Source organism: Bradyrhizobium sp. WBOS07, assembly GCF_024585165.1.
Classification (GTDB): Bacteria; Pseudomonadota; Alphaproteobacteria; order Rhizobiales; family Xanthobacteraceae; genus Bradyrhizobium; species Bradyrhizobium japonicum_B.
The window spans coordinates 2,299,950-2,325,376 of sequence record NZ_CP029008.1 but is presented as its reverse complement, the minus strand read 5'-3'; the positions used below and the strand labels follow the sequence as shown (position 1 = coordinate 2,325,376).

The 25,427-nt window shown below is 66.3% G+C and carries 20 protein-coding genes; 11 read left to right on the top strand and 9 right to left on the bottom strand.

Annotated features, from left to right (window positions below):
• Positions 1 to 259 precede the first annotated feature (259 nt).
• Together DCM79_RS10935 and DCM79_RS10930 are read right to left on the bottom strand one after the other, a co-directional pair.
• Positions 260 to 700, bottom strand: a complete 441-nt coding sequence (locus DCM79_RS10935; RefSeq protein ID WP_028136331.1) for an MgtC/SapB family protein — start codon at positions 698 to 700, stop codon at positions 260 to 262.
• 127 nt (positions 701 to 827) lie between these two features.
• Positions 828 to 2,210 carry a hypothetical protein gene (locus tag DCM79_RS10930; RefSeq protein WP_257179849.1) on the bottom strand — a complete coding sequence of 461 codons (1,383 nt, stop codon included), beginning with the start codon at positions 2,208 to 2,210 and terminating at the stop codon, positions 828 to 830.
• A 168-nt stretch (positions 2,211 to 2,378) separates the two neighbouring features.
• On the opposite strand from DCM79_RS10930, the gene glmU reads away from it, so the two are divergent.
• Positions 2,379 to 3,734, top strand: coding sequence for a bifunctional UDP-N-acetylglucosamine diphosphorylase/glucosamine-1-phosphate N-acetyltransferase GlmU (gene glmU / locus DCM79_RS10925; RefSeq protein WP_257179848.1), 1,356 nt, complete (start codon positions 2,379 to 2,381; stop codon positions 3,732 to 3,734).
• A gap of 8 nt (positions 3,735 to 3,742) precedes the next feature.
• Here glmU and DCM79_RS10920 read toward each other — a convergent pair whose 3' ends face one another.
• Positions 3,743 to 3,961 carry a hypothetical protein gene (locus tag DCM79_RS10920; protein WP_028136334.1) on the bottom strand — a complete coding sequence of 73 codons (219 nt, stop codon included), beginning with the start codon at positions 3,959 to 3,961 and terminating at the stop codon, positions 3,743 to 3,745.
• Positions 3,962 to 4,183: 222 nt separating this feature from the next.
• Between DCM79_RS10920 and glmS the strand changes: the two genes are divergently transcribed.
• The 4 genes from glmS to panE all read left to right on the top strand — a co-directional run bounded on the left by glmS (position 4,184) and on the right by panE (position 8,956).
• Positions 4,184 to 6,010 (top strand): glutamine--fructose-6-phosphate transaminase (isomerizing), encoded by a 1,827-nt coding sequence (gene glmS / locus DCM79_RS10915; protein ID WP_257179847.1) that lies wholly within the window; start codon positions 4,184 to 4,186, stop codon positions 6,008 to 6,010.
• A gap of 84 nt (positions 6,011 to 6,094) precedes the next feature.
• Positions 6,095 to 6,865, top strand: coding sequence for a DUF502 domain-containing protein (locus DCM79_RS10910; RefSeq protein ID WP_028136336.1), 771 nt, complete (start codon positions 6,095 to 6,097; stop codon positions 6,863 to 6,865).
• A gap of 105 nt (positions 6,866 to 6,970) precedes the next feature.
• Positions 6,971 to 7,828, top strand: a complete 858-nt coding sequence (locus DCM79_RS10905; protein WP_257179846.1) for an NAD(P)-dependent oxidoreductase — start codon at positions 6,971 to 6,973, stop codon at positions 7,826 to 7,828.
• A gap of 198 nt (positions 7,829 to 8,026) precedes the next feature.
• Positions 8,027 to 8,956: a 2-dehydropantoate 2-reductase gene (gene panE / locus DCM79_RS10900; protein ID WP_306556723.1), complete on the top strand. Its 930-nt coding sequence runs from the start codon at positions 8,027 to 8,029 to the stop codon at positions 8,954 to 8,956.
• Here panE and recG read toward each other — a convergent pair.
• On the bottom strand, positions 8,953 to 11,061 hold the full coding sequence (gene recG / locus DCM79_RS10895) for an ATP-dependent DNA helicase RecG (RefSeq protein ID WP_257179843.1): 2,109 nt from the start codon (positions 11,059 to 11,061) through the stop codon (positions 8,953 to 8,955). The two genes, panE and recG, sit on opposite strands and share 4 nt — an antisense overlap.
• Before the next feature lie 184 nt (positions 11,062 to 11,245).
• On the opposite strand from recG, the gene DCM79_RS10890 reads away from it, so the two are divergent.
• A complete protein-coding gene (locus DCM79_RS10890) occupies positions 11,246 to 11,536 on the top strand; it encodes a succinate dehydrogenase assembly factor 2 (RefSeq protein WP_257179841.1) in 291 nt (96 codons plus the stop codon).
• Entirely contained in the window at positions 11,533 to 15,051 is a 3,519-nt protein-coding gene (gene mfd, locus DCM79_RS10885; RefSeq protein WP_257179840.1) for a transcription-repair coupling factor, read from the top strand. The genes DCM79_RS10890 and mfd overlap by 4 nt, the downstream gene beginning before the upstream one ends.
• 122 nt (positions 15,052 to 15,173) lie before the next feature.
• Here the strand turns inward: mfd and DCM79_RS10880 are convergent, their stop codons facing one another.
• The 3 genes from DCM79_RS10880 to DCM79_RS10870 form a co-directional block, all read right to left on the bottom strand.
• Positions 15,174 to 16,397: a GGDEF domain-containing protein gene (locus DCM79_RS10880; protein WP_257179839.1), complete on the bottom strand. Its 1,224-nt coding sequence runs from the start codon at positions 16,395 to 16,397 to the stop codon at positions 15,174 to 15,176.
• 86 nt (positions 16,398 to 16,483) lie between these two features.
• Positions 16,484 to 17,986, bottom strand: coding sequence for a class I adenylate-forming enzyme family protein (locus tag DCM79_RS10875; RefSeq protein WP_257179838.1), 1,503 nt, complete (start codon positions 17,984 to 17,986; stop codon positions 16,484 to 16,486).
• A gap of 4 nt (positions 17,987 to 17,990) precedes the next feature.
• On the bottom strand, positions 17,991 to 19,853 hold the full coding sequence (locus DCM79_RS10870; RefSeq protein WP_257179836.1) for an extracellular solute-binding protein: 1,863 nt from the start codon (positions 19,851 to 19,853) through the stop codon (positions 17,991 to 17,993).
• A 260-nt stretch (positions 19,854 to 20,113) separates the two neighbouring features.
• On the opposite strand from DCM79_RS10870, the gene DCM79_RS10865 reads away from it, so the two are divergent.
• Positions 20,114 to 20,920, top strand: coding sequence for an invasion associated locus B family protein (locus DCM79_RS10865; protein WP_257179835.1), 807 nt, complete (start codon positions 20,114 to 20,116; stop codon positions 20,918 to 20,920).
• A 77-nt stretch (positions 20,921 to 20,997) separates the two neighbouring features.
• Here DCM79_RS10865 and hspQ read toward each other — a convergent pair whose 3' ends face one another.
• The gene (gene hspQ / locus DCM79_RS10860; protein WP_028136346.1) at positions 20,998 to 21,330 is read right to left on the bottom strand and encodes a heat shock protein HspQ; all 333 of its coding nucleotides are present in this window, start codon (positions 21,328 to 21,330) and stop codon (positions 20,998 to 21,000) included.
• A 106-nt stretch (positions 21,331 to 21,436) separates the two neighbouring features.
• Here hspQ and DCM79_RS10855 point away from each other — a divergent pair, with 106 nt between their 5' ends.
• Positions 21,437 to 22,390 carry an AEC family transporter gene (locus DCM79_RS10855; RefSeq protein WP_257179834.1) on the top strand — a complete coding sequence of 318 codons (954 nt, stop codon included), beginning with the start codon at positions 21,437 to 21,439 and terminating at the stop codon, positions 22,388 to 22,390.
• A 267-nt stretch (positions 22,391 to 22,657) separates the two neighbouring features.
• On the opposite strand, the gene DCM79_RS10850 is transcribed toward DCM79_RS10855, so the two are convergent.
• Complete coding sequence (locus DCM79_RS10850) at positions 22,658 to 23,842, bottom strand: UbiH/UbiF family hydroxylase (RefSeq protein WP_257179833.1); 1,185 nt, start codon at positions 23,840 to 23,842, stop codon at positions 22,658 to 22,660.
• An 86-nt stretch (positions 23,843 to 23,928) separates the two neighbouring features.
• Here DCM79_RS10850 and pcsA point away from each other — a divergent pair, with 86 nt between their 5' ends.
• Together pcsA and DCM79_RS10840 are read left to right on the top strand one after the other, a co-directional pair.
• Positions 23,929 to 24,696, top strand: a complete 768-nt coding sequence (gene pcsA, locus DCM79_RS10845) for a phosphatidylcholine synthase (protein WP_257179832.1) — start codon at positions 23,929 to 23,931, stop codon at positions 24,694 to 24,696.
• Positions 24,693 to 25,427 carry a TerC family protein gene (locus tag DCM79_RS10840; protein WP_257179831.1) on the top strand — a complete coding sequence of 245 codons (735 nt, stop codon included), beginning with the start codon at positions 24,693 to 24,695 and terminating at the stop codon, positions 25,425 to 25,427. The genes pcsA and DCM79_RS10840 overlap by 4 nt, the downstream gene beginning before the upstream one ends.

The window sequence follows — 25,427 nt, the reverse complement described above, 5'->3', positions numbered from 1 at the left end:
GCCGCGCGTGAGGCCGTCAAGGCTGACCAGGTGTTTTCCGGTTCTGTTCGGCGAGCCGGCGCTCATATCGTTGGGCCAAGTCGAGCAGTCGCTTCCTGATATGGGGATCTGCCTGATCTGCGAGGTCACGGATCAACGCGAGTTGCTCTCGCAAGAAATTCGCGTCCGTCATCTCCGCTCCGAATCAAATCAGGGAGCGGATCATGCCGTCTTACGCCGACCTCTTCCGTATCATTTGATATGTTCTCTCGCGGGCTCGCTATTTCAGTCCCAGCCTGCGCTCGACCCAGCCGAGAACGAACAGCACCAGCAAGGTCACCGCGATCGCGGCGCCGACCAGCAGCCAGGCCCCGAGCGCACAGGCAATTCCGAGGCCCGCCGCGATCCAGACGGTTGCCGCCGTCGTAAGGCCGTGCACCGTCTTGGACTTGCTGTCGTGCAGGATGACCCCTGCACCGATGAAGCCCACGCCGCTCAGCACGCCGGTCACGACGCCCTGAATGACCCTAGAGATCGCATCAGGGTGGTCGCGCATGTTCTGGAACTCGATCACGGAGATCGAGATCAATGCTGAGCCGAGCGCGACCAGAGCGAGGGTCCGCATGCCGACCGGCTTGTCGTTCATGTCGCGATCGATGCCGATTACGAGGCCGGTACCTGCGGCAACGAGCAGCCTCAACACGTCATCAAGTTCGTTCATCGGAGTCCGCGAGGTTTGGAAGGCGAGGTGACGCCAACAAGACGCCGTCAATGAACGCCAACGGGCTGCTCAAGTCCCAGCGTCCGATCGCCGCATGCTAGCTTCTTTCGTCGCGGAAGGGAGCTTCCTATCGCCTGAAGAACGACGACAGCGTCGATGTCGCCGATGCGGCCTCCGGCTTTGCCGGCGCCGGCGGCGCCGCAGGAGCGGGCGCGGGCTCCTCGCGCTTGCTGCGTTTCGAGGTGTAGCCGCGGCGGCGCTGCGGCTTCTCGGGCTTGGCGCCGGGCGCGGTTTCGGCTTGCGGGGCCGCGTCCTGGCTCTTCTCCGCGTTCTTGTCCTGAACCCTGTCTTGAGATTTCTCCTGGACCTTGTCCTGAGGCTTCTCCTGAGGTTTCTCTTGCGCCTTGTCCGTGCCGCGCATCGACAGGCGCTGACCGTCGAACACGGTGGTCTCGCAATGACGATTGCTCTCGGCGAGGCTCGCGCAGAATTTCGCGGCGACGGCGGCGTTGACGAGCGGGCCGGCGCCGAGGCGGAGCTGCATGCCAAGCCCGGTCGTGCCTTCCTTGATCATGATGATCGGCCGCAGCGCTGCGATTTCCGGATTGGACTTGGTCACGCCGCGCCAGAGCGCGCGCAGGCCGTCGACCGAATTGGCGCCGCCGAGATCGATCGCAAAGCGCGTCTGCTGAACCGCGATCGCGGGGGATTCGCTCTCGGTTGCCTCCGACGGCTTGGCGGCCGCCGCGACGATCTCGGTCGGGGCGGGCGCCGGCTCGGCCTTCTTCTCGGCGGCCTTCTCGTTCGTCTCGGGCTGCGTCAATTTTGATGCGGCCGGATCGGGCGGCGCCATGATCGACTTGGACGGGACCAGCGGAATGGTCGGCAACGTCGAATTCATGGCAGGCGATTGCTGCACGAGCGAGGCGGCCGCGGCGGTCTGCGGCGGCGGCTCTTTTGCCGCTTCCTTCGCGGTGTCCTTGACCGTGTCCTTGGACGTGTCCTTGGCGGCCTCGGTGCGAGGCTTGTCAGGGGCGGAAGCAGGCGTCGAGGCAACCGGCGCGACGCTCGGGGCTGCGGGCGCAGCATCCTGCGCCTTGGCGACCGGCGGCGGCGCCGTGGTCTGCCTGGCGATGGCGCCGGTGACGGAATCGAGCCCTTGCTCCAGCACGGTGACGCGCGAATAGAGCCGGTCGCGATCCGTGTTCAGCGTCTCGATGGCGGCCGTGAGCCGGCGGGCCTCGTTCTGGCTCTCCCTGGTGAGCATCTGGAGCCGGTCCGCCTGGCGCGCGAGATCGGCGGAAGCGACCTGGTCGCGGCGCCAGCCGAGCTGAGCCTGATTGGCCAGCACCGCGATGGTGACGGCGCCCACGGCCCCCACGCCCCACGAGCCCAGGCGCCACATCAGGCGGCGGTCGAATGCGCTTTCCTCGGCCAAGAGTCCGGAGAACAGTCCGCCGGTCTCCTTGGCGCCGAAGGCATCCGCCAGTGGGTCGGAATCCTTTGCCATGAACGTTGAGTGCCCAGCCCCGAAGCTTCCCCGAATCAATCAGGGAACATTAACAGGAAAAGCGGGCCGCACTTGAATTCCGGGCGTTTGCGGGGGTAGCAAGGCGGCAGCATTCGCGGGCGGCCCGCCTGCCGCGCCATTTGATTCGGCCGAACCGACAGGATTTCGATGACCGCCCGTTCCAGCCTCACGATCGTGCTCGCCGCCGGCGAAGGCACGCGCATGCGCTCGAGCTTGCCCAAAGTGCTGCATCCGGTCGCTCACCAGACGCTGCTGGCCCACGTGCTCGGCGCGGCGCCGAAGGGAACCGGCAGCGCGCTCGCGGTCGTGATCGGACCGGATCACCAGGCGGTCGCGGACGAGGCGAAGCGCATCCGGCCCGACGCGCTCATCTTCGTGCAGGCCGAGCGGCTCGGCACCGCGCATGCGGTGCTGGCGGCGCGCGAGGCCATCGCGCGAGGCGCCGATGATCTGCTGATTGCCTTCGGCGATACGCCGCTGATCTCGGCCGAGACCTTTGCCCGGCTGCGCGCGCCGCTCGCCAAGGGCGCTGCGATCGCCGCGCTCGGCTTCCGCGCCGCCGATCCCACAGGCTACGGCCGCTTCATCGTCGAGGGCGAACGCCTGGTCGCGATCCGCGAGCAGGCCGATGCGAGCGCCGACGAGCGCAAGATCGATCTGTGCAACGCCGGCGTGATGGCGATCGACGGCCGGCGGGCGCTTCAAATAATCGAGCAAATCGGCAATGCCAATTCCAAGGGCGAATATTATCTGACCGACGCGGTCGAGATCGTCCGCAAGCAGGGATGGGAGTCCGTGGTGATCGAGACCAGCGAGGACGAGGTGCGCGGCATCAACACCAAGGCGCAGCTCGCCGAGGCCGAAGCGGTGATGCAGGCGCGGCTGCGCAAGGCGGCGATGGAGGCCGGCGTTACCCTGATCGCGCCGGAGACGGTTTATCTCGCCGCCGACACCGTGTTCGGCAAGGATGTGACCATCGAGCCGTTCGTGGTGATCGGCCCCGGCGTCTCGATCGCCGACGGCACCGTGATCCATTCCTTTTCGCACATCGTGCAGACGACGCTCGGCAAGAACGTCTCGATCGGCCCCTATGCGCGGCTTCGGCCCGGCACCTCGCTCGGCGACGGCGCGCGGATCGGCAATTTCGTGGAGACCAAGGCGGCGACGCTGGAGGCCGGCGTCAAGGTCAACCATCTCTCCTATATCGGCGATGCCACGGTCGGCGCCAATTCCAACATCGGCGCCGGCACCATCACCTGCAACTACGACGGCTTCAAGAAGCACAGGACTGAGATCGGGCAGGGCGCCTTCGTCGGCACCAATTCATCGCTGGTCGCGCCGGTCAGAATCGGCAACGGCGCCTATATCGGTTCGGGCTCGGTGATCACGCGCGACGTGCCCGATGACGCCATGGCGCTGGAGCGCAACCAGCAGACCATCCGGGAAGGCGGCGCGGCGCGCTATCGCGAGATGAAGACGGGCGGCAAGAAGCCGGCGAAGTGAGCTGTCCGCTATTCCTCGTCGGCAAATTCGGAGAAGATCGCGCGGGTCAGGCGCCAGCCGCGCGGCGTGGCGCGCTTGACCGGCTCGCCTTCCGGATGCTTCATGAAGACGGGCTTGCTTTCCTTGCCGCGCTGGGGCGGCGGCCAATGTGCGAGATGCGTGCCCGTGGTCTCGCTGGCGCGCATGTACATCGATGACATGCCCTTGCGGTCGGATGAGCCTTTCATGGCCTTGTTCTCCTGAGACGGAATCGTTGGCCAAATATGTTGACAACAAGTTAACGCGCGCGGTTTAAGGCCGGCCAATTCGACGCAGGCGAAGGCGAAGGATGCGGTCCGTGCTGTCTCAATCCGCAATAATTATTGAGTATCTGGTTCCTTGCGAACTTCGCTAAAAACCGGACGCGTCGTTTAGGCGATTTTTCGACGATTTGGGGGATAGTGATCCGCATGTGCGGGATTGTCGGCATTCTCGGGCGCGAGCCGGTTGCAGAGCAGCTGGTGGATTCGCTCAAACGTCTTGAATATCGCGGTTACGATTCTGCGGGCGTCGCCACGCTCGAAGGCAGGCACCTCGAGCGCCGCCGCGCCGAAGGCAAGCTGAAGAACCTGGAGAAGCGGCTGGCAGCCGAGCCGCTGAAGGGCACCACCGGCATCGGCCATACCCGCTGGGCCACCCACGGCAAGCCGACCGTCAACAACGCCCATCCGCACGCGACCGAGCGCGTCGCCGTCGTCCACAACGGCATCATCGAGAATTTCCGCGAGCTGCGCGAGGAGCTCGAGAAGAAGGGCGCGGTGTTCAACACCGAGACTGACACCGAGATCGTGCTGCATCTGGTCGATGATCTGCTCGCGCGCGGCAACAAACCGGTGGAAGCAGTCAAGCTGGCGTTGGGGCGGCTGCGCGGCGCCTTCGCGCTCGGCTTCATCTTCGCCGGCGACGACGACCTCATGATCGGCGCCCGCAATGGGCCGCCGCTTGCGATCGGCTATGGCGACGGCGAGATGTATCTCGGCTCCGATGCCATCGCGCTCGGCCCGTTCACCGACACGATCAGCTATCTCGAAGATGGCGACTGGGTCGTGCTGACCCGCAACAGTGCTGATATCTTCGACAAGGACGGCAACGCCGTCCAGCGCGACAAGATCAAGCACGCCGCCTCGACCTCGCTGGTCGACAAGGCCAATTACCGCCACTTCATGGCCAAGGAGATCCACGAGCAGCCGGAAGTGGTCGGTCACACGCTGGCGCGCTACGTCGACATGGCGAGCGAGCGCGTCGCGCTGCCGGTCGAGCTGCCGTTCGATTTCAAGAACGTCCAGCGCATAAACATCACGGCCTGTGGCACCGCGAGCTATGCCGGCTATGTCGCAAAGTACTGGTTCGAGCGCTTTGCGAGGCTGCCGGTCGAGGTCGATGTCGCCTCCGAATTCCGCTACCGCGAGGCGCCGCTGCGCAAGGGCGATCTCGCCATCTTCATCTCGCAATCCGGCGAGACCGCCGACACGCTGGCGGCGCTGCGCTATGCCAAGGCCGAGGGCGTGCACACGATCGCCGTCGTCAACGTGCCGACCTCGACGATCGCGCGCGAGAGCGAGACCGTGCTGCAAACGCTGGCCGGGCCCGAGATCGGCGTCGCCTCGACCAAGGCCTTCACCTGTCAGCTCATGGTGCTGGCCAATCTTGCGATCGCGGCCGGCAAGGCGCGCGGCCAATTGTCCGGCGAGGACGAGACCAAGCTGGTCCACGGCCTGGTCGAGATTCCGCGGCTGATGGCGGCAGCGCTCACCACCGAGCCCCAGATCGAAAAGCTCGCGCACCGGATCGCCAAGTCGCGCGACGTGCTCTATCTCGGCCGCGGCACCAGCTTCCCGCTCGCACTCGAAGGCGCGCTGAAGCTGAAGGAGATCTCCTACATCCACGCCGAGGGCTATGCCGCCGGCGAGCTCAAGCACGGACCGATCGCGCTGATCGACGAGACCATGCCTGTCGTCGTCATCGCGCCTTACGACCGGGTGTTCGAGAAGACCGTCTCCAACATGCAGGAGGTCGCTGCCCGCGGCGGCAACATCATCCTCATGACGGACGCCAAGGGTGCTGAAGAAGCGACCGTCGAGTCCCTCGTCACCATCGTCATGCCCGACATGGCGGCGGCGTTCACGCCGATGGTCTACGCCGTCCCGGTGCAACTGCTCGCCTATCACACGGCTGTCGTGATGGGCACCGACGTCGACCAGCCGCGCAACCTCGCGAAGTCGGTGACCGTGGAATAGGCAGGCGGGATATCGGTCGGTCGTGGTCTTCCAAAATCTGCTAGAAGACCCTAGCTTGTGTGCTGCGACCGACCTGGAACCCGAATGACCCCCCGCGACGACGCGCCTGCGCCTCTTGATCCCCTCCCGGAACCGCATACCGGCCTGATGGGCCGCTTCCGCAATTATTTTCTCACCGGCCTCGTGGTCACAGGGCCGATCGCGATCACGCTGTACCTGGTCTGGTGGTTCGTCACCTGGGTCGACGGCGTGGTGCGGCCGTTCGTGCCGCTCGCCTACCGGCCGGAAACCTATCTGCCCTATGTCATTCCCGGCTGGGGGCTGGTCGTCGCATTCTTCACGCTGACGCTGGTCGGCTTCCTCGCCGCCAATCTGATCGGCCGCACCCTGGTCGATGTCGGCGAGACCTTCCTCGGCCGGATTCCGGCCGTGCGCGCCATCTACCGTGGCCTGAAGCAGGTGTTCGAGACGCTGTTCTCGGGCAAGGGCTCGAGCTTCCGCAAAGTCGGCCTGGTCGAGTTTCCCTCGCCGGGCATGTGGTCGATCGTGCTGATCTCGCAATCGCCGAACGAGGACATTGCGCGCAGCCTGCCGGGTCAGGAGGAGCACGTCTCGGTGTTCCTGCCGTGCTCGCCGAACCCGACCACCGGCTTCTTCTTCTATGTTCCGAAGAGCAAAATCATTGAGGTCGACCTCACCGCCGAGGATGCCGCAACCCTGATCATGTCGGCCGGCGTGGTCCAGCCGGGCTCGGCCCCCGATTCCAAGAAGGCGGCGGCACTTGCGGGCATGGCGCATGCCGCGCGCATCGCCAATGCGTCGGCGATCCAGCCCGAGCCTGCGAAGGTGGAGTAGAGCCATTCCGTTGCGGGATGGCGCCGGTCACGCGCGCCTTGGCGTCCTCTGCTAGTCTCCCCTCGAGCCGAGCGTCCTCGCTCGGCGTTCGATGCGGAGTGCACGATGTCCAAGACCATTGCGATCCTCGCGCCCGGCGCCATGGGCAGCGCCGTCGCCCGCCGTCTCAGCGAGCATGACGCGCGCGTGCTGACGTCCCTGACCGGGCGGAGCGAGGCGACGCGCAGACGCGCAGCAGATGCCGGCATGATCGGTGCCGATGACGAGGCGATCGCCGCCGCCGACATCATTCTTTCGATCGTGCCGCCGGGCGAAGCCGTCGCACTGGCTGAGCGGCTGGCGGCGCTGATCGTCAGGCGCGAGCACAAGCCGATCGTGGTGGATTGCAACGCCGTCAACGTCGACACCGTGCAAAGAATTGAGGAGATCATCGGCTCGGCGCAGGCGCCGTTCGTCGATGCCGGCATCATCGGCTTTCCGCCGCAGCCGGGCGGCAAGAGTCCTGCGTTCTACGTATCCGGCGAGCACGCCGTCGATGTCGCGGTGCTGAGGGATTTCGGGCTCGACCTGCGCATCGTGGAGGGCCCGGTCGGCGCCGCCTCGGCGCTGAAGATGTCCTACGCCGGCATCGTCAAGGGTCTCGCCGGCATCGGCTCGGCCATGGTGATCGCGGCAACGAGAGCAGGCGCCGCCGATGCGCTGCGCGACGAGCTGGCATTGAGCCAGCCCGCGATCCTGGCGCGGCTCGAAGTCGCGCTGCCGGACATGATTCCGAAAGCCTATCGCTGGGTCGCGGAAATGCGGGAGATCTCCGGTTTCCTCGGCCCCGATCATCCGGCCAGCCAGATCTACGAGGGCTTTGCGCGCTGGTTCGAGCATCTGGCGGAGGATGCGAAGGGCGAGGCGGTGGATGCGGAGCTGATGAAGGCGTTTGCCGCGGGGATCGCGCGGAAGCAGACCTGACGCGCCCACTTGCGGTCCCGCAAGGTTCGTGGTTGCGGTGTGCGGGTCTCTATCCCACGTCATTGCCAGCGCAGCGAAGCAATCCAGTCTCTCTCCGCGGAAGGAGTCCGGATTGCGTCGCCACACTCGCGAAGACGGGGAGGAGACGCTGCGGAACCCATCTGCTATTATGTTTGCGGGTCTGAGACGGGAGTTCGAATGAGAGTGCTGGTGATCGGCGCTGGCGCGCTCGGCGGCTATTATGGAGCTTGCCTGGTTCGAGCAGGCCGCGACGTGACCTTCCTGGTGCGCGGGACGCGGGCGGAGCAATTGCGCCGGGACGGATTAAAAGTCGTGAGCCCGCACGGCGATTTCACTGTGCAGCCGAACATCATCCTGGCGCATGATCTCGATGAATCATTCGACGTCGTGCTCGTCGGCGTGAAAGCCTATTCGCTCGATGACGCGATGAGCCAGTTTGCGCCCGCCGTCGGTGCGGGCACGACGATCCTTCCGATCCTGAACGGGCTGAGACATCTCGACGCTCTCATCTCAAAGTTCGGCGCTGCTCGCGTCCTTGGCGGTCTCGCCAATGTCAGTGCCGGGCTGGATCCGGATGGCCGGGTCGTCCACTTCATGGCCAACCAGACCATCGTCTTCGGCGAGATCGAGGGCGCCCTGAGTGAACGCGCGCTCGCGCTGGAGACATTGTTCGATGTTCCCGGCATCGACGTGCGCGCCAGCGAGGCGATCACGCAGGACATGTGGGAGAAATTCGTTCAGCTTTCGACGATCGCGGGGATCACCTGCCTGATGCGCGCAATCATCGGCGACATCCTGGCCGTGCCCAACGGTGAGCAATCCATCTTCCGCCTGTTCGCCGAATGCTGCGCCGTTGCGACGGCATCGGGGTATGAGCCGCGTGCGCCGTTCATCGAGTTCGATCACAAGCTGTTCACGACCCTCGACTCGCCGCTGAAGGCCTCGATGTTGCGCGATATCGAACGCGGCTCGATGACCGAGTGCGAGCACATCCTCGGCGATATGGCGAACCGAGCCCGGACCTTGGGCATCGAGACGCCGCTACTGGATCTCGCCCGCGCGCATGTTGCGGCCTACGAGGTCGGGCGACAAAGGGCCGCGAGCTAGCCCGCCCCGATCAGCGGGATCGCCTCGTCCCGCTCGTACAGATACAGCAGGCACCGCAGCGCCTCGCCGCGCTCGCCCTTCAGCTTCGGATCGTCCTTCATGATGCGCAGCGCCTCGTCTCTCGCCTGGGCGATCAGCTGCCCGTGCACCTCCGGGCGCGCGATGCGGTAGCCGGGCAGGCCGCTCTGGCGCACACCGAGGACGTCGCCTTCGCCGCGCAGCTTCAAGTCCTCCTCGGCGATGCGGAAACCGTCAGTGGTCTCGCGGATCACTTTCAGCCGCGCCTTCGACATCTCGCCGAGCGGCTCAGAATAGAGGAGGATGCAGGTCGAGGCCTCCGAGCCGCGCCCGATGCGGCCGCGCAGCTGGTGCAGCTGGGCAAGGCCAAAGCGCTCGGCGTTCTCGATCACCATGATGGTGGCGGCGGGCACGTCGACGCCGACTTCGACCACGGTGGTCGCGACCAGGAGCCCGATCTCGTGGGCGGCGAACTGGCCCATCACACGGTCTTTTTCCGTGCCCTTCATCTGGCCGTGAACGAGGCCGACACGATCGCCGAAACGCTTTTGCAGGCTCTCGAAACGTTTGGTCGCGTTGGTGAGGTGCTCGGTGCCCTCGGCCTCGGACTCTTCCACCAGCGGACAGATCCAGTAGACCAGTTTTCCCGCCTGCAAGGCACGGCCGACGCCGTCCATGACCTCGCCGAGCCGGCTCATGGCGACGGCGCGGGTGTCGATCGGCTGCCGGCCGGCGGGCTTCTCGCGCAGCTCGGAGATGTCCATGTCGCCGAAATAGGTCAGCACCAGCGTGCGCGGTATAGGCGTGGCGCTGAGCACCAGCACGTCGACGGCTTCGCCCTTCGACGTCAGCGCGAGGCGTTCGCGCACGCCGAAGCGGTGCTGCTCGTCGACGATGGCCAGTGCGAGGTCGTGGAAGGTCACATCGTCCTGGATCAGCGCGTGGGTGCCGACCAGCAAGTCGATCTCGCCTGCGGCGAGCTGCGTGATGATCTCGCGCCGCTCCTTGCCTTTCTCGCGGCCGGTGAGGATCGCAACGCGAATGCCGGCTCGCTCGGCGAGCGGGGCGATGGTCTTGATATGCTGGCGTGCCAGGATTTCGGTCGGTGCCATCAGCGCGGCCTGCTTGCCAACCTCCGCGACCGCGGCGGCCGCGAGCAGCGCCACGACGGTTTTGCCCGATCCGACGTCGCCCTGGAGCAGGCGCAGCATGCGCACCGGCTGCTTTAGGTCCTCGGCGATGGCCGCCACGGCGCTGCGTTGCGAGGGCGTGAGCGCGTAGGGAAGGGCGTCGATGATCTTGTTGCGCAGATGCCCGTCGCCGGCATTGCGCACGCCGGCGGGGCGGCGCAGTTGCGCGCGGATCAGGGCGAGCGCGAGCTGGCCGGCCAGCAGTTCGTCAAAAGCGAGACGCGACCAGAACGGCTGATCGGGCAGGATGTCCGTCAGCTCGACCGGCTGGTGCACGCGATTGAGCGCTTCCGTGATCGGCGGAAAGTTACACCGCCGCATCACCTCCGGGCTGATCCATTCGGGCAGCGCCGGCAGCTTCTGCAAGGCCTGCGCGATAGCCCGGCGCAGCGTGCCGAGTGCGAGGCCTTCTGTGAGCGGATAGACCGGGTCGATGCCCGAGAGCTTGGCGATCGCCTCCTCGTCCAGCACGCGGTCGGGATGCACGATCTGCGGGATGCCGTCATACATCTGCAGCGTGCCGGAGACATAGCGCTTCTCGCCGACCGGCAGCAGCTTCTCGACATAGCCCGGCTTGGCGCGGAAGAAGGTCAGCACGACGTCGCCGGTGTCGTCGCTGGCATAGACCAGATACGGCGCGCGTGAATTGCGCGGCGGAGGCGGGCGGTGACGATCGACAACGACCTCCAGCGTCACCATGGTTCCCTGCACCGCGTCGCGGATCTTTGGCCGCGCCCGGCGGTCGATCACCTGGCTCGGCAGATGCAGCAAGAGATCGACCAGCCGCGGCGTCTCGCTGCGGCTGAGCAGGTATTGCAGCAGCTTGTCCTGCTTCGGACCGACGCCGGGCAGGCTGGTCACGGCAGCAAACAGCGGATTGAGCAGGCTGGGGCGCATGAGGCGAATCTAGGATCGTTTCGGCCCGTGATGCCCGGCTTTGTGCCGGGCATCCACGTCTTTTTTCGTACGCTGCGCCGGCTGTCGGGCCATGCCAAATCGAGGGCTGACACGGCCACCCTGAGTGGCTATATCACCCCGGCCCGGCACGTCCGGGCTTTCTGCGTTTGACTGGATTTGAGACATGACGGGAACGACACGATCGAGCGGCGGGCTGGACGATCGCCGCAAGCGGCTTTTGTTCCGTTGCTGGCACCGCGGCACGCGCGAGATGGACCTGATCCTCGGCCGCTTCGCGGATGCCGAGATCGGCAACCTGTCTGATGACGAACTGACGCAGCTCGAGACGCTGCTCGATGTCAACGATCCCGATCTCTATGCCGCCATCACCTCCGACAAGGTGCTGCCGGCTGATGTCACCGGTGCTCTGTTTGCCCGCATCAAGGCCTTCCCGATCCCGGAACGCGACGCATGAAGCAGGGGATGAAATCGCCGGCCGAGCTGCTTGCACCCGGCCGGGCGCTTACGCTTGCCAATGTCGCGGAAGGCGCCGAAGGCCTCGTGGTCTCCGATCTGGCCCGGGCCATTGCGGCGCGACCGAAGAAGCCGGCCGTCAGCCTTGCCGTGGTCTGCCGCGACGGTCCGCGCATGCAGCAGCTCGAACGCGCGCTGCAATTCTTCGCGCCTGATCTGCCGGTGTTGACGTTCCCGGCCTGGGACTGCCAGCCCTATGACCGCGTCTCGCCGCATGGCGGCATTCTGGCGCAACGCCTGACGACTTTGGCCCGGCTTGCCTCGCTCACCGGCAGCGACAAGCCGCTGATCGTGCTGACCACGGTGAATGCCGCCGTGCAGCGCGTGCCCGCGCGCGAGCTGGTCGCGGCGCAGGCGCTGTCGGTGGCCCCCGGCAATGTCGTTCCGATGGACACCATCGTCGCCTGGCTCGAGCACAACGGCTACAACCGCTCCTCGACCGTGCGCGAGCCCGGCGAATATGCCGTGCGCGGCGGCATCCTCGATCTGTTTCCGGCCGGCCTCGAGCAGCCGGTCCGCTTCGATTTCTTCGGCGACAGCCTGGAATCGATCCGCTCCTTCGACGCCGAGACCCAGCGCACGCTGCTCGACATGCGCGCGCTCGACCTCGTGCCGGTCTCGGAATTCCAGCTGGTCACCGATACCATCCGCCGCTTTCGCATGGGCTACGTCGCCGAGTTCGGCGCGCCCGAGCGCGACGATGCGCTGTATGAGGCGGTCAGCGAAGGCCGCCGCCACCCGGGCATGGAGCACTGGCTGCCGCTGTTCCAGGACCGCATGGACACGCTGTTCGACTATCTGCAAGGCGCGCCGATCGCGATCGAGCCGCAGGCCGAGGATGCCGTCCGCGAGCGCTTCAAGCAGATCCAGGACTATTACGAGGCCCGGCGCGACGCGATGGAGCATCCCGCAGGCGGCGCGATCTATAAGCCCCTGCCGCCGGACCGGCTGTATCTCACCGGCGAGGAATGGACCAAGCGCGAGAGCGAGATGCCGCTGGTGCGGTTGACGCAGTTCTCGGTTCCGGCTGACGGAACGGGTGTCGTCGACGCCGGCGCGCGCAAGGGCCGCGACTTCGCGCCGGAGCGCAACGATGCCAAAATCAACGTGTTCGAAACCGTGGTCGGCCACGTCATGGCGCTGCAGGCCCAGCGCAAGAAGGTGGTGATCGCGCTGTGGAGCGAAGGCTCGCGCGACCGCATGGCCTCGATGCTGCGCGACCACAAGCTGGCCCACACCACCAGCGTCAATTCCTGGCGCACCGTGCAGGCGACCCCGCGCAACGAGACCATGCTCGCGGTGCTCGGCCTGGAGAGCGGTTTTGAGACCGACGAGATCGCTGTCATCAGCGAGCAGGACATTCTGGGCGACCGCCTGGTGCGGCCGCGCAAGGCGAGCCGCAAGCTCGACAATTTCATCTCGGAGGTGACGAGCCTTGCCGCCGGCGACATCGTCGTCCATGTCGACCATGGCATCGGCCGCTTCATCGGCCTGCAGACGCTCGACGTCGCCGGCGCGCCGCACGACTGCCTCGAGCTGCATTATGCCGCCGAGACGAAGCTGTTCCTGCCGGTCGAGAACATCGAGCTGCTGTCGCGCTACGGCTCCGACCAGACCAGTGTCGAGCTGGACCGGCTGGGCGGCGGCGGCTGGCAGACCCGCAAGGCCAAGCTCAAGAACCGCATCCGCGAGATCGCCGGCGAATTGATCAAGATCGCGGCCGCGCGCCATCTGCACGAGGCACCCAAGCTGCCGGTGCAACCCGGCCTCTACGACGAGTTCTGCGCACGCTTCCCCTATGACGAGACCGAGGACCAGCTCGGGGCCATCGAAGCCACGCTGAAGGACCTCGAGCTCGGCCGCCCCATGGACCGGCTGATCTGCGGCGACGTCGGCTTCGGCAAGACCGAGGTGGCCTTGCGCGCGGCGTTTGCCGTCGCGCTCGAAGGCAAGCAGGTCGCGGTCGTGGTGCCGACCACGCTGCTGGCGCGCCAGCACGCCAAGACCTTCACCGAGCGCTTCAAGGGCTTCCCGGTCAACGTGGCGCAGGCTTCGCGCCTGATCCCGACCAAGGAGCTGAACCAGGTCAAGAAGGGCATCGCCGACGGCTCGGTCGATATCGTCGTCGGCACCCACGCGCTGCTCGGCAAGGCGATCAAATTCCGCGACCTCGGCCTCGTGATCGTCGACGAGGAGCAGCATTTTGGCGTCACCCACAAGGAGCGGCTTAAGGCGCTCCGCTCCGAGGTGCACGTGCTGACGCTGTCGGCGACGCCGATCCCGCGCACGCTGCAACTGGCGCTTACCGGCGTGCGCGAGCTCTCGATCATCGCCTCGCCCCCGGTGGACCGGCTCGCGGTGCGCACCTTCGTCGCTCCGCACGATCCGCTGATGATCCGCGAGGCCTTGCTGCGCGAGCGCTATCGCGGCGGCCAGGCGTTCTACGTCGTGCCGCGCATCGACGACCTCGCCGAGGTCAAGGACTTCCTCGACAAGAACGTGCCGGAGATGAAGGTCGCGGTCGCGCACGGCCAGATGCCGCCCGCGGTGATCGAGGACATCATGACCGCGTTCTACGACGGCAAGTTCGACATTCTGCTGTCGACCACGATCGTGGAATCCGGCCTCGACATTCCCAACGCCAACACCCTGATCGTGCACCGCGCCGACATGTTCGGCCTCGCCCAGCTCTATCAGCTGCGCGGCCGCGTCGGCCGCTCCAAGCTGCGCGCCTATGCGCTGTTCACGCTGCCGGCGCAGCAGAAGATCACGGCGCAGGCCGAGCGCCGGCTCACCGTGCTGCAATCGCTGGAGACGCTCGGCGCCGGCTTCCAGCTCGCTTCCCACGATCTCGACATCCGCGGCGCCGGCAACCTGCTCGGCGAGGAGCAGTCGGGCCACATCAAGGAGGTCGGCTTCGAGCTCTATCAGTCGATGCTGGAGGAGGCGATCGTCAACCTCAAGGCCGGCGTCTCCGAGCCTGCCGCCGACCGCTGGTCGCCGCAGATCACCATCGGCATGCCCGTGCTGATTCCGGAGGACTATGTCGGCGATCTCTCGGTGCGGCTGTCGCTGTACCGGCGCCTCGCCGATCTCGACACCGAGGAGGAGATCGAGAATTTTGGCGCGGAGATGCGTGACCGCTTCGGCGTGCTGCCCGACGAGGTGCGCTACCTGTTCAAGGTCGCCGCGATCAAGGCGTTCTGCCGCAGGGCCAATGTCGAGAAGATTGACGCCGGCCCGAAGGGCGCCGTCATCGTCTTCCGCGACAATTCCTTCGCCCATCCCGATCGCCTCGTCAGCTTCATCCGCAGCTACGGCCAGGCCGCCAAGGTGCGGCCCGACATGAAGGTGGTGTTCCTGCAGGATTGGGAGACCCCGGAAGAGCGGCTTGCGGGCACGACGGAGATCATGCGTCAGTTGGCCCAGCTCGCGGAGAGCAAGAAGGCGGCGTGAGGGCGGGGCGAGATGTCGTAGGGCGGGCAAAGCGAAGCGTGCCCACGAATTCTGTCGTCAGGGAAAGCTGGTGGGCACGGCGCAAGTGCGCCTTTGCCCATCCTACGGCAGCGAGGTCGTGATTACGACGCCGCCCTTGACGCATCCGCCGACAGCCGCGCCAGCAGCGATCTTGCCGTATCCGAGGGCGACAGCGAGTCCACGCTGACGACGGGGTCGCTGCGCATCTCGTGCTTGCCGTTGGAAGTATGCCGCATCACCGCCGACAGACGCCGCGCGATCATATGGGCCGTGCGGAAGTCGGTCTCCGCGAACACGACGATGACCGAGCCGTCCCTCTGCGCCGTGCCGAAATCCATCTGCCGCATCAGGCGGCTGAGGATGCGCGCGGCGTCGAGCTGGGCGCGGGAATTGCCGGGGTCGAAGGCGAAACGCGCGACGGACAGACCGCCGCCGCGGGCCAGCGCCTGCTCGACCGCCTTGGCAAAATCCCGGGCGAAGGCTTCCGCCGTGAGCAGGCCGCTGCGCGGATCGAGCCAGCCGCCGGCATCGATCGAACGCAAGGTGCGGCTCAACTGCGCTTCCATCGCGTGCTGGCGGATCAGGGGTAACGCGTTGGCGGCGACCTTGGCCGGCTCGCCCGGGATCAGCTCCAGATTGGGCAGATCGTAGGTTTGCGTCAGCTGGTGCGCGGTGACGACGACCGGCAGGCTGCGGAAGCGGGTGTCCTCGGCGAGCACCGTGAGAAAGGCGTCGGTGACGCGCGCCGTAAAGCCCTCGGCGAGGACCACGCCGTCGAGGTCCCGGGTGTTGAGATGCTTCGCGGCGGCCTCGATCGAGAGCGCGCCGACGACGCCGACGCGTTCGCCGAGCGCGACGGACAACGCGGGGTAGGCGGCGCCGCGGCCGATCAGGAGCACGGTGGCATCGCGGGCAGGGTCACCTTGCGGCAGTGCGACTTTCACCTCGGGTAGCCGGCGCAGCACGGTGGCATGGAGCGTGCGCACGCGCAGCGCGGCGCGAAGCCGTGCGATTAGGCGGTCGGGGTTGCCGCCGCGCGAGGAGAAGGGCAGGGCGTTATGAGGCAGCGTGCCCGCCGCATCCACGACGACGAACGGAAGGTAGGGCGATTGGTCGGCGATCTTCCTGGAGAGCGCGGCCATATGCGGCTCGTGTCCGCCATGCATCGCGGCGAGTATCGCGGCCGGCTGCACCTCATCGACCGCGCGTGCCGCGCCGGCCCAGTCGGTGTCGACCACGGGAAACAGCCGGGCCTCGTCCAGTGCCCCAACGAAGCGCGGCCGATCGGCATTGGACACAAAGAGGATCGGGCCCGCCTGGGACATTCGACAAACTCTGATGACGCAACAGATGCCGCGCAATCTAGTTTGGCCGCCTTAATGCGGCGTCAACATATCCGGCGAAACTGCGCCTAGACCGGCCCGGAGCGATCGCGAAAAGCTTCGACCATCAGAGGGTTAAGCCCGAGCTCGCTGAGCGCCTCGCGGGCGCGGGCGTTGTCCTGGGCGCGTCCGGCGAGCCTGTGGCCGGAGAGGCGGTCGGGCAGCGCCGTGAGGAGGGCGCCCTGGCCGAGCCGGCGGGCCCATTCCTGCAAATCGTTGGAGAGGAAGCGGTAGCCGCCGACGGCCATGATGCCGGAGGGCGGCGCGGTGATGCAGATTGCACCGCTCGGGCGGTCGATCCGCGCGGCATAGCCGGTGTCGACATAGTCGCGCGGCGGCTGCGCCGTCAGGGTCTCCCCGACCGGCTGCGGCGGGGCGTAGGCCGCGATCGGCACCATCGCGCCGCGCAGGCCGAGCGTGCCCTTCGGCGTCAGCAGGCTCTCGCCGGCGATGGAGGAGCCGGATTGCTCGCGCGGAGCGCCGTGCGGCCCGGGCATCACCGCGACCGGCATGCCATCCTCGCCGCGGCGGGCGCCGAACAGGCCTGCCTCGCCGAACAGATAGACGTCGGTCAGCGGCGCATGCGGGGCGATCCAGGCATCGCTCGCAGCCACCTGCTCCGGCGCGCGCCACAGGCCGATGACGTTGCGCAAGGATGGCATCCGAGCCGCCAGGTCGGAATCGCCGAGCCGCAAGGCCAGCTGCGCCGGCGCGATCAGCACCTCGCAATCATGCTCGTTGATCTGCTGCTCCAGCACCTCGACCTCGAAGGGATGATGCAGCGCCAGCGCGCCGCCGGAGAGCAGCCAAACAGCGAGCGAGGAGGCGAGGCCGGCGAACGACATCGGCGCGAACGCCGCCATCAATGTCGCGCCTTGCCGGATGTCGGCTTCCAGCGACATCGCGAGCCCGCCGGCGATCAGGCTGAAATGCGGCCGCGGCACCGGACGAAAGCCTTCCGCGGTGACGTCGAAGGAGATCATCGCCGCCTTGCGGCCGTCCTGGATCACGGCGCGCGTGGTGCCGGGCGGGCGGGCAAGCACGTCGTCGAGCGAGGCCATGCCTTCGGGCAGGTCTTCTCCGAAGCCGCAGACGTGACGGATCGAGAAGGCTTCGGCGGCCGCATGCATCGCGAGGTCGGCATAGCTGGTGCCGTCGACCTTGCTCATGGTGACGATGGCACGGGCCGCGGTGCGATTGAGCGCCGCGGTCAGTTCCGCATGGCGCCAGAGCAGCGGCAGCACGGCGACGACGAGACCGGCGCGATGGGCGGCGAGCACCGTCAGCACGAACTCGACCGTGTTGGGCAGCTGGATCGCGATGACGGAATTGGCCGGCAGGCCCGATTCGACGAAATATGCCGACAGCGCCTCGATGGCGGTGTCGGCCTCGGCATAGGTCATCCGCCGCGGCTGGTGCCCGGTGATGCGTGCCTTGTTGAGGGGATCGAGCAGCGCGGTCGCATGCGGCTGCCGGATCAGCGTGCGCTGAAACAGCGTGTCGAGCGTCGGCGATACGGCTGGCTGGTTCACGACGTCACTTTGCTTCAGTGGCTTGCTTCTGCCCCTTCGCCCACCAGGTCTCCGGCAAATAGCCCGAGAGCGAGGTGGCCTTGGGTCGTTCTATCCGATTCCAGCGCGCGATCCATTGCTCGGATACGTTAAACAGAGGGATTGTGTAGAAGCCCGAGATCAAAGCGCGGTCGAGCGCCCGCACCGAGGAGACGAAATCCGTATGTTCACGGGCCTCGAGCAGGGCGGCGATCATGGCATCGACCGCCGGATCCCTGGCGCCCATGTAATTGCGGGTCCCGGGATTGTCGGCGGCCGCACTGCCCCAGTAGAAATATTGCTCGTTGCCGGGCGAGAGCGACTGGTCCCAGCGGTTCTGGATCATGTCGAATTCGTAAGCGAGCCGGCGCTGGTCGAATTGCACGGGATCGACCGAGCGCACGCTCGGCTCGATTCCGGCGCGCTTGAGGTCGCGCTGGAACGCCAATGCGATACGCTCCTGGTCGCGGGTCGTGACCAGGATCTCGAAGCTGAAGGGCGCTCGCGTCGCGCGGTTGCGCAGCACCGTGCCGTCGAGATCGTAGCCAGCCTCGGACAACAGCTTCAGCGCCGCGCGCAGCGTGGTGCGGTCGCGTCCCGAACCGTCGGTCGCGGGAAGGCGGTAGCTGCCGTCCATGATGTCGGACGGAATTCGGGCGGCGAACGGCTGGAGCAGCTCACGTTCCCGTCCGTCCGCCGGGCGGCCATAGGCCGACAGGTCCGAGCCAGCGAAATAGCCGGCAGCGCGCGAATAGAGCCCGAAGAAGTAATTGCGGTTGACCAGCTCGAAATCGAACAGCAGCGTCAGCGCCTGGCGCACGCGGATGTCGGCGAAGATCGGGCGGCGCGTGTTGAACACCAGGAATTCGGATGGCTGCGGCAAGCCCGGCTTCACGGTGTCGCGGACCACATCGCCGCTTCTGACGGCCGGAAAGTCGTAGCCGTCGTGCCAGCGCAGCGGTTCGTGCTCGACGCGGAAATCGTAGAGGCCGCGCTTGAAAGCTTCGAACTGGCCGTTGGCCTCGCGAAAATAGTCGAGCCGGATCTCGTCGAAATTGTAGAGGCCGCGGTTGATGGGCAGATCGCGGCCCCAATAATCGGGATTGCGGGTCAGCGTCACGCTGGCGCCTGCCTTCACCGCCGTGACGCGGTAGGGGCCGGAGCCGATCGGGCTCGTCAGCGTCGTCTCCTCGAAGCTTGCGACGTCGACCGCATGCTTCGGCAGGATCGGCATCAGGCCGAGGATCAGCGGCAACTCGCGATCGTTGGCGCCGGCGAGGTCGAAGCGGACAGTGAGGGGATCGAGCGCCTCGGCCTTGACCGCCTTGGTGTAATATTGCCGGTGGTTCGGCCGGCCGTGGTCGCGCAGCAGCTGCCAGGAGAACAGCACGTCCTCGGCCGCGACCGGCTTGCCGTCGGAGAAACGGGCGCGCGGATCGAGACGGAACGTGACGAAGCTCCGCTCGTCGTTGGTTTCGACGCTCCTGGCGAGCAGGCCATAGAGCGTGAACGGCTCGTCATGGCCGCGCGCGAGCAGGCTCTCGACCACGTAGCTGCGCATCTGCTGCACGGCCAGCCCCTTGACGATGAAGGGATTGAGGCTGTCGAAGGTCCCGAGCATGCCCCAGGTCAAGCGGCCGCCCTTGGGCGCATCCGGGTTGACGTAGGGCATATGGACGAAATCGGCCGGCATCGCCGGCTTGCCGTGCATGGCGATGGCATGGGCGTCCTCGGCCCGTGCCGCGCCCATCGACGCTCCGTCACTCAAGCCCAGGGCAAGGGCAGAGGCCTGGATCAGGACGCCAAGGCGGACACCGAGGCCCTCGAAAAGGCGTTGGAACATGAACATCGGCACAGGTTGATTCGAGGACGGCGTGCCCCGAATCCTATCACAGGGAGTTTCCCCGGACGCAGCCGCGGATGTGGCCAAAGGCGCTTGTCGGCATTGATCTTTTCGTCGGCCACGTTAAGAAGGCACCCGATCGCGCAAGAGCGTCGAGCCCGTCACTTATCCGCCTCAATTGACGGGGAGAGAGCCGCGCCCAAGGCGGCCAGGTTCGGCGCTTCGGAGCGGTTCGGGCACTTCCCGTTCAGAAAGGGTTTTCCGCAATGAATTTCCGTTACTTGGCCGCGTCCGTCCGGCCGCGCGGGCGAATTCTCGCCTTGTTGACGGCGACGGCGTTGGTCGTCCCGTTCACCGCTGAGGCCCAAACTCCCGCTCCGGCTCCCGGCGCGCCCGCGCCCAAGGCGACTCCGGCCCCGAAAGCTGCCCCTCCGAAGGCCGCCCCGAAGGCTCCGGCCCCGGCATCCCCGCAGGCTCAGCAGCCGCCGGCCCAAGGCGGCCAGCAGGGTGCGGCGCAGCCGGCCGATCAGCAGATCCAGCTGATCTATGCCCCCTGGACCAAGTTCTGCCTCAAGGGCCAGGACGCCAACGCCAAGCAGGTCTGCTTTACCGGCAAGGACGGCCGCATCGAATCGGGCCAGCCGGTCATCGCCGCCGTGATCATCGAGCCGGAAGGCGAGCCCAAGAAGATCCTGCGCGTGACGCTGCCGCTCGGCATGCAGCTCGTCCACGGCACCCGGATCATCGTGGACAACAACCCGCCGCTGCAGCAGCCCTACGTGATCTGCTTCCAGAACGGCTGCATGTCGGACTACGAGGCAACGCCCGAGCTCATCAACAACATGAAGAAGGGCCAGAATCTCGTTGTGCAGGCGATCAACGCCAATGGCGCGCCGCTGACCCTGCCGCTGCCGCTCGCCGGCGAATTCCAGAAGGCCTATGACGGTCCGCCGACCGATCCGAAGGTGTTCGAGGAAACCCAGAAGAAGCTTCAGGAAGAGCTTCAGAAGAAGGCCGAGGAGCAGCGCAAGAAGCTCGAGCAGCAGGGCACGCCGCCGGCTGGCCAGAAGTAGTCGGGACCAAATCCCGGACATGAAAAAGGCGCTCGTCTCGAGCGCCTTTTTGTTTGTCGGTCGCCGGTCGGAGCGACTCAATTCAGGGACGGATTGCGCGGGCGGTAGCCGCCATCCTTGTTCTTGATGAAGATCTCGGCGACTTGGGAATGCCGGACCGGCTCGCCGGACTCGTCCGGCAGCAGGTTCTGCTCGGAGACATAGGCGACGTATTCCGACTCAGCGTTCTCCGCGAGCAGGTGATAGAACGGCTGATCCTTGTGGGGCCGCACCTCCTCGGGGATCGACAGCCACCACTCCTCGGTGTTGTTGAATTCCGGATCGATGTCGAAGATGACGCCCCGGAACGAGAAGATCCGGTGGCGCACGACCTGTCCGATCTGGAATTTGGCGGTCCGCGCTTTAATCATTCCCCGTCGATAGACCAGGATTGTGGCCGATGCTAGTGGCCTGATCTGGAATTGGCGTTCACTTGAGGGGGAGATAGCCCCCAAGTCTTCAGAAAACACTTCATCAATGGTCGATATCCTCAATCTCGCGCTACCATATTTTGGCTTGATCTTCGTCGGTTTCGCATGCGGCAAGGTCAAATCCCTGCCGGAATCAGGCCTCGCCTGGATGAACTTCTTCCTGCTCTACGTGTCGCTGCCGGCGCTGCTGTTCGCGATCATGTCCAAGACGCCGTTCTCGGAATTGAACAATCCGCCGTTCCTGATCGCGACCACGCTGTCCACGGTCGCCGCGTTCACCCTGGCGCTGGTCGTCGGCAAGGTTTTCGGCCGGCTGACATTGCGCGAGGCGACGCTCGCCGGCCTGTCCGGCGGCTACGGCAATATCGGCTATATGGGGCCGGGCCTGGCGCTCGCCGTGCTCGGCAGCAAGGCTGCGGCGCCGACGGCACTGATCTTCTGCTGCGACAGCATCTTCCTGTTCACCGTCGTGCCGCTCCTGATCGAGCTGTCCGACCGTGATCATCCCTCGATCGTGCACGCCTTCGGCGTGGTGCTGAAGCAGATCGTGCTCAACCCGCTGATCATGTCGGCCTGCTTCGGCGCCGCCGTCGCAGCCCTTCATATCGAGATTCCCGTCGCGCTCGATCGCACCATCACCTTCCTGCAGAACGCGGCGGCGCCGACCGCGCTGTTCGTGCTCGGTGTGACCGTGGCGCTGCGCCCGTTCGACCGCGTCCCATGGGAGGTGCCGGGTGTGGTCGCGATCAAGCTGCTATTCCATCCGCTCGCGGCGTTTGGCTTGATGCTGGCGTTCGGGCCGTTCGCGCAGCCCTGGGCCGCCACCGCCGTGCTGATGGCCTCGCTGCCGCCGGCGCTGAACGTGTTCGTGATCGCCCGGCAGAACGATGCCTGGATCGAATCCGCCTCCGTCGCCGTGCTGCTCGGGACCTTCGCGTCCGTGGTCACGCTGACCAGCGTGATGTGGGCGATCCAGACGGGGCGGCTGGCGTTTCCGTGAGGGCTGAAGCCTCTTGCAACGCAAACGGTGCGCTCCCTCTCCCGCTTGCGGGGGAGGGTTGGGGAGTTCTTCTCCACGGAGACGGTGCGCTCCCTCTCCCGCTTGCGGGGGAGGGTTGGGGAGGGGGTATTTCCGCATCGGGATTGTCCGAGGTCTGCGGAGAAACTCCCTAAAGGGAGGGAGCCCCCACCCGGCGCTTCGCGCCGACCTCCCCCGCAAGCGGGAGAGGTTGCACCGAGCTTGCGGCCAATTTGTTCAACCTAACAGCTACCTTCGCCAAGTCGGCGTCAGGCCCTCGCGCATTGCAAAGCGCCGGAGCGGGCCGATGGCGCCGAGCAGGTGCATGCCGGCAGCGCGGACCGGCTGCAGCGCCAGGAAATCGTTCAGCAGGGAGCGGTTGGCAATGTCGATCGCAAACGTGCGGCTCAGGATGTCCGGACGCCGCGCCCGGTCGTAGCGCGTGAGCACCTCGTCCGCGCCGGGATCCTGGCCCGCGGCGACCGCTTCCCCGGCAAGCCGCGCGATGTCGGCGGCATCGCGCAGGCCGAGATTGAGGCCCTGGGCGCCGATCGGGGGAACCACATGGGCGGCTTCGCCGACCAGCGCGATACGGTCGCGGCCGAAGGATTTTGGACGTTCGATCGCCAGCGGGAACAGGTTGCGTCCGGGCTCCACGCTCATCCGTCCCAGGATCGAATGTGACTGCCTCTCGACCGCCGCGGACAGCTCGGCGTCATCGAGGCTCCGCAGCCGCTCGGCCTCGGCCGGAGCCGAGACCCAGACGACGCTAGAGCGGTCGCCGGGCAGGGGCACGAACACGCACGGACCGTGCGGCGTGTGGAACTCGGTCGAGACGTTGCGATGCGGCCTGGTGTGGCCGACGTTGAAGGTCAGCGCGGTCTGGTTGAGCTCGCGCCGCGACACGTCGATGCGGGCAGCCTCCCGGCACAGCGAATGCCGGCCGTCGGCGCCGACCACGAGGAGGGCCGCGAGAAACTGGGCGGAGGCCGTCCGGATGGCGACGTCTTCGGCCTCGACGACGATGCTTTCGGCTTCGTCGTCGAAACGGACGAGATTGGGCAGCTCGGCCGCACGTTCTTCCAGCGCCAGCATCAGCGAGCGGTTGTCGATGTTGTAGCCGAAGGCATCCAGCGCGATTTCGTGACAGGAGAACCGGACCTCCGGCGCGCGGAACAACCGGCCGGTGTCGTCGACGAGGCGCATGACCTCGAGCGCGGCCGCCTTGTCCCTGCAGCGCGACCAGACGTCGAGCGTCTCCAGGAGGTCGACGGAGGCACCGAGCAATGCGGTGGTGCGATTGTCGGCATAGGGAGCACGACGCGCCACCAATGCAGTCCGGCCACCCGCCTGTGCCAGCGCGATCGCCGCGGCAAGCCCCGCCGGCCCGCCGCCGATCACGGCGGTGTCATAAAGTGTCGAGGCGTCTGTCATGAAACGACACATGACACGCCCCGTGGCAAATTCAAGCCCGCTGATGGTGTCCCATGTCGTGGCCAAGTGTGCGACGGCGCGCCGCAATGGCGGATGTGCAAATCGACCTCATTCTGATAGCAGGAGCCATGGATAGCCAAGAGGATTCCCTGAAGCCCACGCCCGCGATCCGCGCCGCGGCCTTCTCGGTGCACATCTTCACCGCGTTCGGCGCGGCGATCGCGCTGCTGGCGATGCTGGAGGCCGTGCGCGAGCACTGGGCGGCGATGTTTCAATGGCTCGGCGTCGCCCTGATCATCGACGCGATCGACGGTCCGATCGCGCGCCGGCTCGACGTCAAGAACGTGCAGCCGAACTGGTCGGGCGACGTGCTCGATCTCGTGGTCGACTTCGTCACCTATGTGTTCGTGCCGGCCTATGCGATCGTGGCCAGCGGCCTGTTGCTGCCCGTCGCGGCTCCCTTGCTCGGCGTCGCCATCATCGTCACCAGCGCCTTATATTTCGCCGATTTGCGCATGAAGGCGGACGACAATCATTTCCGTGGCTTCCCGGCGCTGTGGAATGCGGCGGCGTTCTACCTGTTCCTGCTGCACTGGCCGCCGCTGTGGTCGACGCTGCTGGTGACCGCGCTGGTCGTGCTGACCTTCGTGCCGTTTCACGTGCTGCATCCGGTCCGCGTCGTGCGGCTGCGCTGGCTGACGATGTCGCTGATCGCGATCTGGGCGGTGCTCGCCCTCTACGTGCTGGAGATGGACTTTCGCGTCGGTACCGGCGTCACCATCGTGCTCTGCGCCATCGCGCTCTGGATCAGCTTCAGCGATGCCTTGATACGATTGGTGCGATCCTTCGCATGACCGACCTCATCACCAGCCCCGAAGCCTGGGCCGCGCTGTTCACCTTGACGGCGCTCGAGATCGTGCTCGGCATCGACAACGTCATCTTCATCTCGGTGCTCGTCTCGCGCCTTCCCGAGCAGCAGGCGCACCGCGCCCGCCAGATCGGCCTCGCGCTGGCGCTGGTCTTCCGCCTCATCCTGCTCAGTCTGCTGGTCTGGCTGATCGGTCTGACCGCGCCGGTGTTCTCGGTTGCGGGGCAGGCTTTCTCCTGGCGCGACCTGATCCTGATCGGCGGCGGCCTGTTTTTGATCGCCAAGGCGACGCATGAGATTCACGGTGAGGTCGAGTCCGATCACGGCCGGAACGAGAACAAGTCCACAGGCAGCGCCTTCTTCTGGGTGATTGTCCAGATCATCGTCGTCGACCTCGTGTTCTCCCTGGATTCGATCATCACCGCAATCGGCATGGCGGAGGACATCCGGATCATGGTCGCGGCGGTCGTGATTGCCTGCGCGGTCATGTACGTTTCGGCGGGTCCGGTGGCGCGCTTCGTCGCGGAGCATCCGACCACGAAGATGCTGGCACTCGCCTTCCTGGTGCTGATCGGCGTCGCGCTGGTCGCGGACGGATTCCAGTTCCACATTCCCCGCGGCTATATCTACTTCGCGATCGCGTTCTCGGCGGCGGTCGAATTCTTCAACGTGCTGGCCAGGCGCAATCGCAAGAGGTCCGGCACGCCGTCGGTTTAG